The organism is Paraburkholderia pallida, from assembly GCF_004524855.1.
Lineage (GTDB): Bacteria > Pseudomonadota > Gammaproteobacteria > Burkholderiales > Burkholderiaceae > Paraburkholderia > Paraburkholderia oxyphila.
Map to the genome: position 1 here is coordinate 103793 of NZ_CP038152.1, position 12338 is coordinate 116130.

At 63.6% G+C, this 12338-nt stretch carries 10 protein-coding genes; 9 read left to right on the top strand and 1 reads right to left on the bottom strand.

What is annotated here, in order from left to right; all coding sequences use genetic code 11:
• Positions 1–27: 27 nt before the first annotated feature.
• From E1956_RS43020 to E1956_RS43040, 5 genes are all read left to right on the top strand, one after another.
• Complete coding sequence (locus E1956_RS43020) at positions 28–2388, top strand: efflux RND transporter permease subunit (RefSeq protein WP_134759921.1); 2361 nt, start codon at positions 28–30, stop codon at positions 2386–2388.
• Positions 2389–2415: 27 nt separating this feature from the next.
• Positions 2416–3381: a WD40/YVTN/BNR-like repeat-containing protein gene (locus tag E1956_RS43025; RefSeq protein ID WP_134759923.1), complete on the top strand. Its 966-nt coding sequence runs from the start codon at positions 2416–2418 to the stop codon at positions 3379–3381.
• 60 nt (positions 3382–3441) lie between these two features.
• A complete protein-coding gene (locus tag E1956_RS43030) occupies positions 3442–4857 on the top strand; it encodes an NAD(P)/FAD-dependent oxidoreductase (protein ID WP_197733034.1) in 1416 nt (471 codons plus the stop codon).
• A 22-nt stretch (positions 4858–4879) separates the two neighbouring features.
• On the top strand, positions 4880–5644 hold the full coding sequence (locus E1956_RS43035; protein WP_134759927.1) for an SDR family oxidoreductase: 765 nt from the start codon (positions 4880–4882) through the stop codon (positions 5642–5644).
• Positions 5645–5726: 82 nt separating this feature from the next.
• The gene (locus E1956_RS43040) at positions 5727–6656 is read left to right on the top strand and encodes an MBL fold metallo-hydrolase (protein ID WP_134759929.1); all 930 of its coding nucleotides are present in this window, start codon (positions 5727–5729) and stop codon (positions 6654–6656) included.
• A 69-nt stretch (positions 6657–6725) separates the two neighbouring features.
• Here E1956_RS43040 and E1956_RS43045 read toward each other — a convergent pair whose 3' ends face one another.
• Positions 6726–8528: an acyl-CoA dehydrogenase gene (locus E1956_RS43045; RefSeq protein WP_134759931.1), complete on the bottom strand. Its 1803-nt coding sequence runs from the start codon at positions 8526–8528 to the stop codon at positions 6726–6728.
• 356 nt (positions 8529–8884) lie between these two features.
• Here E1956_RS43045 and E1956_RS43050 point away from each other — a divergent pair, with 356 nt between their 5' ends.
• Genes E1956_RS43050 through E1956_RS43065 form a run of 4 tightly spaced genes read left to right on the top strand, consistent with a single transcriptional unit; the run spans position 8885 to position 12169 of the window.
• Positions 8885–9106, top strand: coding sequence for a Clp protease/crotonase-like domain-containing protein (locus E1956_RS43050; RefSeq protein ID WP_232072574.1), 222 nt, complete (start codon positions 8885–8887; stop codon positions 9104–9106).
• 10 nt (positions 9107–9116) lie between these two features.
• A complete protein-coding gene (locus tag E1956_RS43055) occupies positions 9117–10295 on the top strand; it encodes an acetyl-CoA C-acyltransferase (protein ID WP_134759933.1) in 1179 nt (392 codons plus the stop codon).
• A 15-nt stretch (positions 10296–10310) separates the two neighbouring features.
• On the top strand, positions 10311–11084 hold the full coding sequence (locus E1956_RS43060) for an SDR family oxidoreductase (protein ID WP_134759935.1): 774 nt from the start codon (positions 10311–10313) through the stop codon (positions 11082–11084).
• Complete coding sequence (locus tag E1956_RS43065) at positions 11081–12169, top strand: phosphotransferase (protein WP_134759937.1); 1089 nt, start codon at positions 11081–11083, stop codon at positions 12167–12169. Before E1956_RS43060 ends, E1956_RS43065 begins: the two co-directional genes overlap by 4 nt.
• Positions 12170–12338: the final 169 nt, after the last annotated feature.

The window sequence follows — 12338 nt, forward strand, 5'->3', positions numbered from 1 at the left end:
CGTCGAAATACCTGAAGGGGTAACGTCGTGTTAAATCGTCTAGTCCGCGGTCTGGAAAGGCTTTTCTTCGCCCATCGTGCGATCGTGCTTGGCGTGATCGGACTGTTCACCATTGCGATGGCGGTGTTCGCCGTGCAGTTGCGCATGGACGCCGGCTTCGAAAAGCAGATGCCGATCGGCCACGAATACATCCAGACGTTCCAGAAGTACCGCAACGACTTGCTCGGCGCAAACCGGATCACGGTCGTCGTGCGCGCGCGCCACGGCTCGATCTGGACGAAGGAAGGGCTCATGCGGCTGTACGAGGTGACGCAGGCGGTCACGTATTTGCCGAATGTGGACCGCATCGGCGTGCAGTCGCTGTGGACGCCCAACGCCTATGTGAACGAGATTACCGACGAAGGGTTCCGCGCGGAGCCGATTATCTCGGGCAACGTCACGCCTGACTTGCTGACCCCGGAGATCGTGAAGAAGATCCGTCGTGCGACAACGCTCGGCGGTTATGTCGGCACACTCGTCTCGCACAACGAAGACAGCGCGATGATCACGGCCGAATTGAACGAGCGCGACCGCACGGGGAAGGTGCTCGATTACGTGACGTTCAATCACCTGCTCGAAGCGAAGATTCGCAAGCCGTTCGAGGACGCAGGCTATGAAGTGCAGATCATCGGTTTCGCCAAGCAGATCGGCGACATTGCAGACGGCGCGAAGGCCGTGCTTGGCTTCTGTGCAATCGCGCTGCTGTTGACCGCGCTTGCGGTCTACTGGTATTGCCATTCGGTCCGCTTCACGGTACTGCTGATTGCCTGCTCGCTGACCTCGCTCGTCTGGCAGTTCGGCACATTGAAGCTGCTGGGCTTCGGTCTCGATCCGCTCGCGGTACTGGTGCCGTTCCTCGTGTTCGCGATCGGCGTGTCACACGGCGTGCAGCAGGTCAACTTCATCGTGCGCGAGATTGCGCACGGCCGCAGCTCGTTCGACGCTGCGCGCCAAAGCTTCAGCGGTCTGCTGATACCGGGTGTGCTGGCGCTCATCACGGCCTTTGTATCGTTCATCACGCTGCTGCTGATTCCGATTCCGATGGTGCGTGAACTGGCGATCACGGCGTCGCTCGGCGTCGCATACAAGATCGTGACGAACCTGATCCTGTTGCCGGTCGCTGCTTCGTGCTTCAACTTCTCGAAGACCTACGCCGACGCTTCGCTCAAGCGCGCCCAGCAGCGCGCGAAGCCGTTGCGCGTGCTGGCGCGCGTTGCCGAGCCGAAGTACGCCGCGTTCACGCTCGCGTTGACAGTGGTGATTTTCGGGCTCGCCGCCTGGCAGAGCCGTGACCGCGTGATAGGCACGCTGCAACCGGGCGCGCCGGAACTGCGCGCGGATGCGCGCTTCAATCGAGACGCGACATCCATCACGCACAACTACGACATGGGACTGGACTGGCTCACGGTCGCGCTCGAGTCGAACGGCAAGGCGTGCGACAACCCGGCGGTCGGGTTGTATGAGGACGACTTTGCCGCCGCGATGCGCACGGAGCCCGGTGTGGTGTCGGTGCAGTCGTATGCCTCGATGCTGCGCGCGTACAACCAGGGCTACAACGAAGACTATCCGAAGATGAACGTCATTCCGATCGACCCGGAGAACTATGGAGCGATATCGGTCGACGTCGCACGCGTGAAGGGATTCATGAAGGGCGATTGCAGCATGACAGCGGTCCATCTGTTTCTTGCCGATCACAAGGCCACGACGATCAACCGGATTCTCGACGACGTGAAGCAATACCGCGCTTCACACATGTTCCCCGGCATCACCTTGCGTCTCGCCGCGGGCAACGCGGGTGTGCTGGCGGCCACGAACGACGAAGTGGCGAAGAGCGAGTTGCCCATGATGCTGTACGTCTACGCGGCGATCCTGATTCTCGTGTTCCTTGCGTATCGCGATTGGCGCGCGATGCTGGCGTGCTGCGTGCCGCTTTCCGTTGCGACCTTCATCGGCTACTGGTTCATGAAGGCGTTGCCGATCGGGCTCACCGTCGCCACGCTGCCGGTGATGGTGCTGGCGGTGGGCATCGGTGTCGACTACGCGTTCTACATCTACAACCGCTTGCAGGTGCATCTCGCGAGCGGCCAGCACATCGTGAAGGCGGTGCAGCATGCGATGCTGGAAGTGGGCGTGGCGACGATCTTCACCGCCATCACGCTGGCGATCGGCGTGGCGACATGGAGCTTCTCCGCGCTGAAATTCCAGGCCGATATGGGCAAGCTGCTCGCGTTCATGTTCCTCGTCAATCTGCTGATGGCGATGACGGCGTTGCCCGCACTGGCGTCGGTGCTCGAACGCTGGTTTCCGCGCAGCAAGCCCGCGCGTGCGCCGGGCCTCTTCAGCCACTGATGGCCGGACAATCATGGAGACTCCGTCATGATCAAGACACTGATTGCGAGCGCCGCGCTCTGCGTAGCAGCGGCCGCCTTTGCAGAGGCGCCAGGTACGGTGGACGAATGGAGCGCGATGCCAGCCCATGCATGGACCGACCCGACGCACAGGATGCTGCTGGACGCGACGCGGGCCTGCAAGCGCATCGTCGCAGTGGGAGAGCACGGGCTCGTACTGCTCTCGGACGACGATGGCAACACGTATCGGCAGGCGCGTCAGGTGCCGGTATCGGCAACGCTGTCCGCCGTGACCTTCAGCGACGCGCAGCATGGCTGGGCCGTCGGTCAATGGGGCGTGATTCTGGCGACGAGCGACGGTGGCGAAACGTGGAGCCGGCAGCGCATGGACAGCTCGGTCGACCAGCCGCTCTTTTCGGTGGTCTTCACGAGCCCGCAGGACGGGATTGCCGTGGGCCTGTGGTCGCTGATGCTCACGACGCACGACGGCGGCAAGACGTGGGCCAAAGCGACGTTGCCGAAGCCGCCAGGCGGAGGCAAGGCGGACCGCAATCTCTACCACATCTTTTCCGACCATCACGGCTCGCTCTATATGGTCTCCGAACAGGGGACGGTGCTGAAGTCCACTCACGACGGCGCGGACTGGACCTACCTGGCGACGGGCGGCAAGGGCTCGTTGTGGGCGGGCGTTGCGCTGCCCGACGGCCGGATCGTCGTTGGCGGCTTGCTCGGCAGCATGTACGAAAGCCGTGACGGTGGGGCGACCTGGTCGCCCGTGAGTTCGGGAACGAAGAGTTCGATCACCGACCTTGTCGCGGTCGGCGATCGACTGGTGGGCGTTGGACTCGATGGATTAGTTCTGAATCAGCGTGCCGCCGGCTCGGCGCCTGAAGTCTCGCAGCGCGCCGATCGGGCGACGTTGACCGCGGTCCTGCCGAGCGCTTTTGGAGCGCCAATCTTGTTCTCGCAGGATGGTGTCCTGCGGGCGCACTGAGACTCTTTTCACTCGAGCGTATCTATCATGGTTATAGAAGGGAATGCCGGCTATGCCGGAATGGACAATCCCACTGTCACCAAAGGTCCCGGTGGCGAATTCGCCTCGCGAGCGCAAACGGACGCAGCGCTTGGGAAATACCGCACGATTGGCGGCTGGGTGGAAAAGCCGCTGGACCTGCAGCGCGAACTCGAGGGCGAGGTCAGTGCGGATGTGATCGTCGTCGGCGCCGGATTTGCCGGGCTCAATGCGGCGATTGCGCTGGCGAAGCAGGGTGCCAGGGTCGTCGTGATCGAGCGCGAGTTTGCGGGGTTTGGCGCAAGTGGGCGGAATGCGGGCTACCTCGCCGGTGGATCGGGTGCGAAATTCGATCTCTTTCTCGACCGCATTGGCCGCGAACAAACGCAGAAGATCGTCGATTACTTTGAAGCCGGTGTCAGTCACGTCGAAAGTATGCTCGAGGAGCATGGCATCGACTGCGACTACATCGCATCGGGGATTATTCGTGCGGGCATTCATCCCATGCACGAGGCGAATATTCGAAACAGTATACGCACGGCCGCGGAATTCGGCATCAAAATGCAATTCCTCGATTGGGCGGCGATGCGCGCGCGAGGCATTCCGCCTGCGTTTCTGTTCGGCAGCTACATCAACCGCGGCGGCACCCTGGATCCCGGCAAATATGTCATGGGATTACGCCGTGCGGCGCTTGAAGCGGGAGTGATGCTTTGCGAGAACACAGCGCTGCTGTCGTGGACGGCGGGCCGCGCTGTCGAGGCACGAACTCCACGGGGCATCGCGCGTGCGCCGTTCATGGTGCTCGCCACCAATGCCTATACGCCCCGGCTCGGCCTGCTTGAAAACAAGGTGGTCCCGATGCGAGTCTCGGCCATCGAGACCGAGCCGCTCTCACCGGAGCAACTGGCGCAACTGGATTGGCCGAACCGCGAGGGCATCGTGACGGCGCACCGCAAGATGGAGAGTCATCGTCTAACGGCGCGCAACACGCTCGTGATCACGACCAAGCGGGTGCGCTATGCATTCGGCTCGCGCACACCGAATATTCCCGACAACGCGGCATATCTCGCACTGGTACGGGCATTTCACGAGCGCTTCCCGGCGCTCAATGACCTCGCGATTCGTGCTTGCTGGAGCGGCTATATCAGCGTTGCGGGAGACACCTTGCCCGTCGTCGGTACAACCGGCGAGCGGCAGAACGTGTTCTATACCGCAGGCTGTTCAGGGCATGGCGTGGGCGCGCAGTCGCTCGTGGGGCGCTTGCTGGCCGAGCATATTCGCGGCAGCGAGCCTGCGCTACTGGCTGGCCTGCGCCATCGAACCCCGTCGACGCTGCCGGAGCCGCTGCGCTGGTGCGCCGTCAACGGCGCGATGTCGATGCTGGGACGGCTGGACGAAAAGGTGGATCGCGCGGCACGTGCCGCTGCCGCCTGCGATGGCCGCCAAGTATTTCCGTAATGACACTACAAAGGCAAAGTCGATGACACAGGATTTGTTCAACCTGACGGGCAAGATTGCATTGGTAACCGGCGCGAGCCGCGGCATAGGCGAAGAGATTGCGCGATTGCTCGCGGCGCAGGGCGCACACGTGATCGTGTCGAGCCGCAGGATCGAAGATTGTAGGACGGTCGCCGACGAGATCGTGAAATCAGGGGGCAGTGCGGAGGCGCTGGCGTGCCATGTCGGCAAGATGGAAGACATTACGGCGACTTTCGAAACGATCCGTGCAAAGCACGGCCGCCTCGATATTCTCGTCAACAATGCAGCAGCGAATCCGTATTTCGGGCACATTCTCGAGACGGATATCGGCGCGTTCAACAAGACGGTCGAGGTCAACATTCGCGGCTACTTCTTCATGTCGATCGAGGCCGGCAAGCTGATGAGGGCGCAAGGCGGCGGCGCGATCGTCAATACCGCGTCGGTCAACGCGCTGCAGCCGGGCGACAGGCAGGGCATCTACTCGATCACGAAGGCGGCCGTTGTGAATATGACGAAAGCCTTCGCGAAGGAGTGCGGGCCGTTCGGCATTCGCGTGAATGCGTTGCTGCCCGGCTTCACGAAGACGAAATTTGCTGGGGCCCTGTTCGAAGACGCAGGGATCGTCGCGCGCCTTGTCGGCGGCATTCCGTTGCGCCGGCATGCCGAGCCGAAGGAGATGGCGGGCACGGTGCTGTATCTCGTATCGGACGCGTCGAGCTACACGAACGGCGAGTGCATCGTGGTCGACGGCGGTATGACGATCTAGCCACCGGCAAGCAGATGGATTGGGCCCGCAAGGCGGGTGGGGCGGGCGTGCGGCGCTCGCCCAAACAAAGGAATCGATCGACATGAACCCTGTTTCCGGCAACACGACCGCTCACGTACCGATCGCGCGCGTCGACTTTGGCCGCGTTTCGGTGCTGTTTGGCGAGAAGAACGGGAAATACCCGGATGGCAATCAGGTGCTGATACGCGGATCGGACATTCGCGCCGCCTTCGATACACCATTGGTATCGAACTACATCGGACCTGAATTCGACGCGACGGAACTGGTGGTCATGGGCCACGTGCACGAAGACCATATGACCGGTTTGCACCGCATTCCCCGCGCCGAGGTCTACGTGCACGAAGCGGATTTGGCCACGATCCGCAGTTGGGACGGCATGTTTGCCGCGTACGGCAATGCAACGAGGGACGCGTCGGCGATGCGGGCGATGCTTGAGCGAGACTTCTTTTATGCACCGCGGCCGGACGCGCGAGGCTATGCCGACGGCGCGACGTGGGACCTCGGCGAGTCGCGGATTCGCGCGTTCCATACCCCCGGCCACACAGCCGGCCACTGTGTTCTGGTGGTCGAACCGGAAGGCGTGGCATTCATCGGCGACATCGATCTGAGCGGATTCGGGCCGTACTATGGCGATGCGTGTTCGAGCCTGCACGACTTTCGCCGCAGTCTCGCGCGGCTGCCGGAGATTCCGGCGAAAATCTGGGTGACGTCACACCATCGCGGCGTCTATACGGACCGCGAGCACTTCCTGCGCGACCTCGCCGCCTTTACGGCGAAGATGGATGCGCGCGAACAGCGTTTGCTGGCGTATCTGAAGGCGTCGCCGAAGACGCTGGAGCAACTGGTCGAGCTGCGGGTGCTGTATCCGCAAGGCTATGAGAGCCCTTGGGCCGTATCGGCCGAAACGCGCACGATCGCCCAGCATCTGGCCGAGATGGTTGTGGATGGCAAGGTCAAGCGAGATGAGCGCGGCGTGTACAGCGCCGCATGACGGCGGGCGAGGAGGGGCGGCTTTTGGCCTGTCCTCGCGTTTGAAGAAGTGGCCGCTGCTGCGGAGAAGTCAGAACCAGTCGGGCGCCATGTTCAGCGTCGTGTCGTCGAGGCGGCGCAGCAGCGCATGATGCGGCTGCATCTTCGGCAATTCGCAGCGGAAGAACCATTGGCAGGTCTGGAGCTTGCCGCGATAGAACTTGATGTCGTCGTCCGTGGCATTCGGGAGCGCGCGACAGGCTGTGAGTCCCTGACGCAGCCACAGCCACGCGACCACGGTGTGCCCGAACGCTTCGAGAAATGCGTTCGCTTGTGCGAGCACCAGCGTTGCGCGTTCCGCGAGCGCCGGGCGCAAGACCGCAAGTGTTTCGCCCATTTCGTGCCAGGCCTGCGCGAGCGCGTGCGCTTCCTCCGCTAGCGCTGGCGTCTCGAGCGCCTCCCGAACCGTGCGATCGATTTCACGCGCGAGCAGACCGATGGCGCGCCCGTCGTGCAGGGTGACTTTGCGGCCGAGCAGGTCGAGCCCCTGAACCCCGTGCGTGCCTTCGTGAATCAGGTTCAGGCGGTTGTCACGATAGAACTGCTCGACCGGATATTCGCGTGTATAGCCATAGCCGCCGTGAATCTGAATCGCGAGACTGTTCGCCTCGAGGCACCACTGGGACGGCCACGACTTGACCACTGGCGTCAACAGATCGAGCATCAGCCCCGCTTCGGCACGCGCGGTCTCGTCGCCGGCGGTTCGCAGATCGTCGACGAGGCGTGCCGCATACAGGCACAGCGCGTAGCCGCCCTCGACGTACGCCTTCTGCGCAAGCAGCATCCGGCGCACATCCGTGTGCTCGATCAGCGGCACTTGGGGAACGTCCGGCCGCTTCTCCTCGGGCGGGCGCCCCTGGCGACGCTCGCGCGCGTATTGCAGCGACGCGAGATACCCGCGATACCCGAGCATCGTCGCGCCCATCCCGACGCCGATGCGTGCCTCGTTCATCATCTGGAACATGTAAGCGAGCCCGCGATGCGGTTCGCCGACGATCTCGCCGATGCATGCGCCGCGTTCGCCGAACGAGAGCATCGTCGAGGTGGTGCCGCGCCAGCCCATCTTGTGAATCAGCCCCGCGAGTGCGACGTCGTTGCGCTCGCCCAGCGTGCCGTCATCGTTCACGTGATACTTCGGCACAGTGAAGAGCGAAATGCCCTTCACGCCAGGTGGCGCGCCGGGAATGCGCGCGAGCACCAGGTGGACGATGTTATCGGAGAGTTCGTGGTCGCCGCCCGAGATAAAGATTTTGTTGCCGGTGATCGAGTACGTGCCGTCGGGATTCGGCACGGCGCGCGTGGTCAGGTCGGCGAGGCTCGACCCCGCTTGCGGCTCGGTCAGCGCCATCGTGCCAAAAAAGCGGCCTTCGAGCAGCGCCTGTAGATACTTGCGCTTCTGTGCGGGCGTGCCGAAGCGATCGATCACATTGGCATTGCCGATCGTGAGCCCGACATACGAACTCGTCGCGATGTTTGCGCTCTTGAACAGCGAATGGCACGCGTGGGAAACGAGTGCCGGCAACTGCATGCCGCCCACGTCGTAATCCTTGCCCGCAGCGATCAATCCCGCCTCGCTGTACGCACGCACGGCTTCGCGTATCTCCGGAAGCATCGACACACGTTCGCCGTCGAATTGCGGCTCGTGCTCGTCGCTGAGCCGGTTGTGCGGCGCGAATTTTTCCTCCGCAATCGCGTGCGCGATGTCGAGCGCAGCACTGAACGTCTCGCGATTGTGTTCGGCAAAGCGTGGCCGTTGGGTCAGCACCTCGGCTTCGAACAGCTCGAAGAGTTGAAATTCCAGATCGCGGCGGTGGATGATGGTCGAGTGGGACATGGCTACCAGAAAGGTTCAGTTGCAGCCGTGGAAGGTCTGCATCGCAGAGTCTTCGGGCCTTCGAGTCAAATATACATCACAATTGTGATCATATATTGAGGAATTATTTTCCGCCAATACAATGAGTTGCGTGGGCGTTAGGTGTTTACACCGATCGCTTCAGGCTATGCACGACCGTTCGCAAGCGTTAGCATTTTTCCCAGGCAGGCATAACGCATGTAATGTAAATTCCGGCTCGCCACGGTTGACTGAGATGGCAAGCGGCGCAATTCGCCTTTCGTTTTCCTGAAGAGGACTCCATGTTGACGAATAGCCCTGCTGGGCTGATGAAACGTGGCTCCATAGGTGTACTGACGATGAACGAGCCGCTGGTCAACGGCTTGGGGTTCGCCTTGCGTGCGGCCGTTGTCTCGCTGCTCGATCGCGCAGTCGCCGACCCGGAGATCGAAGCGATCGTGCTGGGCGGCGACGAGCAGATATTCAGCGCGGGCGCGGACGTGCGCGAGTTCGGCACGGCGTGTTGGCAGCCCGCGCCGCTGCTCGTGAAGCTCGCGGATGAAGGCCGCACTTTCAATTGAGGACATCGACATGACCGACGCAGTGATCGTTTCCACCGCACGCACCGGCCTCGCGAAGAGCTGGAAGGGCGCATTCAACATGACACATGGCGCGACGCTGGGCGCGCACGCGGTGCGGCACGCCGTGGCGCGCGCCGGCATCGATCCGGCCGAGATCGAAGACGTGATCATGGGCGGCACGTTCGGCGAAGGCACGACGGGCGGCAACATCGCGCGCGCAATCGCGCTGCGCGCCGGGCTGCCCGTCACGACGGGCGGCGTGAGTGTCAACCGCTTCTGCTCGTCAGGTTTGCAGACGATCGCGATGGCCGCGCAGCGCGTGATCCTCGAAGGCGCGCCCGCGATCGTCGCGGGCGGGGTCGAGAGCATCTCGTGCGTGCAGAACGAGTCGAACACGCACATGCGCTTCGATCCGTGGCTCGTCGAGCACAAGCCCGAGCTGTACTGGAGCATGCTGCAGACAGCCGAGACCGTCGCGAAGCGCTATGGCATTGCGCGCGAAGCGCAGGACGAATACGGCGTGCGCAGCCAGTTGCGTGCGGCGGCCGCGCAGGCGGCAGGCAAGTTCGACGACGAGATCGTGCCGATGACCACGACGATGGCCGTCGTCGACAAGGCGAGCGGGCATCTCGCGACGAAGGAAGTGACGATCGCATCCGACGAAGGGATTCGCGCGGACACGACGCTCGACGCGGTATCGAAGATCCGGCCCGCCCTGCCGGGCGGCGTGGTCACGGCGGGCAATGCAAGCCAGTTTTCGGACGGCGCTTCTGCGTGCGTCGTGATGAACGGCAAGCTTGCCGAGCAGCGCGGCTTGCAGCCGCTCGGCATCTTCCGCGGCTTCGCGATTGCCGGCTGCGAGCCGGACGAGATGGGCATCGGCCCGGTGTTCGCGGTGCCGCGCGTGCTCGAACGCGCGGGCGTGAGGATCGAGGACGTCGGGCTGTGGGAACTGAACGAGGCATTCGCGGTGCAGGTGCTCTATTGCCGCGATACGCTCGGGATTCCCGACGACAGGCTGAACGTGAACGGCGGCGCGATCGCGGTCGGTCATCCGTATGGCGTGTCCGGCTCGCGGCTCGTCGGCCATGCGCTGATTGAAGGCAAGCGGCGTGGCGTGAAGTACGTGATGGTCACGATGTGCATCGGCGGCGGCCAGGGTGCGGCCGGGCTGTTCGAAGTGTGCTGAGCGAAGGAGAACGTGGTGTCGGTGAAGGAACTGTTTCAGCTCGACGGGCGCATCGCGCTCGTCACGGGAGGCTCGCGGGGCCTCGGGCTGCAGATGGCCGAGGCGCTCGGCGAGCTGGGCTGCAAGGTCGTGATTTCGGCGCGCAAGGCCAATGAGCTGGCCGAGGCGGAGGCGCATCTGCGCGGGAGGGGCATTGAGGCGAAGGCGGTCGTCTGCGATCTGCAGAAGTTCGACCGCATTCCGGCACTCGTCGACGAGGTGCTGTCCGCGCACGGGCGCGTGGACATCCTCGTCAACAACGCGGGCGCGACGTGGGGGGCGCCAGCGGAGGACTATCCGGACGAAGCGTGGCACAAGGTCATGAATCTGAACGTGAACGCGCCGTTCTTCCTGACGCGCGAGATTGGCAAGCGCAGCATGATTCCGCGCAGGAGCGGGAAGATCGTCAACATTGCTTCGATCGCGGGGCTCAAAGGCATGTCGCGCGGCGTGAACACGATCGCGTACAACACCTCGAAGGCGGCGATGATCCACTTCACGCGCGCGCTCGCGACCGAGTGGGGCCATTACGGCATCCACGTTAATGCGATTTGCCCGGGCTTCTTCCCGTCGAAGATGACGGCGGACGTGCTCGACGCCGTGGGCGAGCAGGTGATCGCGCGCACGCCGCTGCAGCGGCTGGGCGGCGACGAGGACCTGAAGGGCGCGCTCGCGTACTTTGCAAGCGACGCGTCGCAACATGTGACCGGCCAGTATCTGGCCATTGACGGTGGGATGACGGCGACATGACGAACGACACGCAAACCAGCTTTAGCGGCACGCGGCCGGTCGCGCCGGCGCATGCGTTCGATACCGGGCGGCTAGGCGATTACATGCGCGAGCACGTAGACGGTTTTTCCGGCGCGCTGCACGTCGAGCAGTTCAAGGGCGGGCAGTCGAATCCGACGTTCCTGCTCGAGGCAGGGGGCTGTCGCTACGTGCTGCGCCGCAAGCCGCCGGGCACGCTGCTGCCTTCGGCGCACGCGATCGATCGCGAGTACCGGGTGATCTCCGCGCTGGCCGGTACCGACGTGCCGGTCGCGCGTGCGTATGCACTGTGCGAGGACACCGAGGTGATCGGAACCGCGTTCTACATCATGGAATACGTCGAAGGACGCATCTACTGGGACAGCGCGCTACCGGGACTCTCTAACGCGGAGCGCGGCGCGCTGTACGACGAAACGAATCGCGTGATCGCGGCGCTGCATTCGGTCGATCCGGTAGCGGTTGGCCTCGCCGACTACGGGAAGCCGGGCAACTACATCGAGCGCCAGGTCGCGCGCTGGACGAAGCAGTATCGCGCGGCGGAAACCGAGCGGATCGACGCCGCCGACTGTCTGATCGCCTGGTTGCCGCAGCACGTGCCTTCCGGGGACGAAAGCCGCATCGTGCATGGCGATTACCGGCTCGACAACGTGATCTTCCATCCGCACGAGCCGCGTATTCTCGCGGTGCTCGACTGGGAACTGTCGACGCTCGGCCATCCGCTCGCCGACTTCGCGTATCACTGCATGACGTGGCGTATGCCGATGCATCAGGGCCGCGGGCTCGCGGGCATCGATCTCGCCGCGCTCGGCATACCGGACGAGGCGGCGTATTTGCAGCGCTATCTGCAACGCGTGGCGCGGAGCTCGAACCAGATGGTATCGGAGGCGGACTGGGGCTACTACCTCGTATTCAACCTGTTCAGGCTCGTCGGCATTTTGCAGGGCGTGCATGCGCGTGCGCTGCAGGGCAACGCGTCGAGCGCGCAGGCGCTCGAAGTCGGCAAGCGCACGCGACCGCTCGCGGAGCTGGCCTGGGCGCTCGCACAGCAAGTCGACGCGGCGCGCTGAGCGACGCAATGACGGGCCGGCGTTCGATGCCCGCGGTGAGGCCGAAAGCAAGATTGCCACGAAGGCCAACGTCGGCCAGCAAGTCACCGGGACGCGGATATGCGCCCCCGCCCGTAGCGTTGCCAGGCGGCATGACGGCGGTCGCCGCAGATCGCGCGAATCCCTGTGC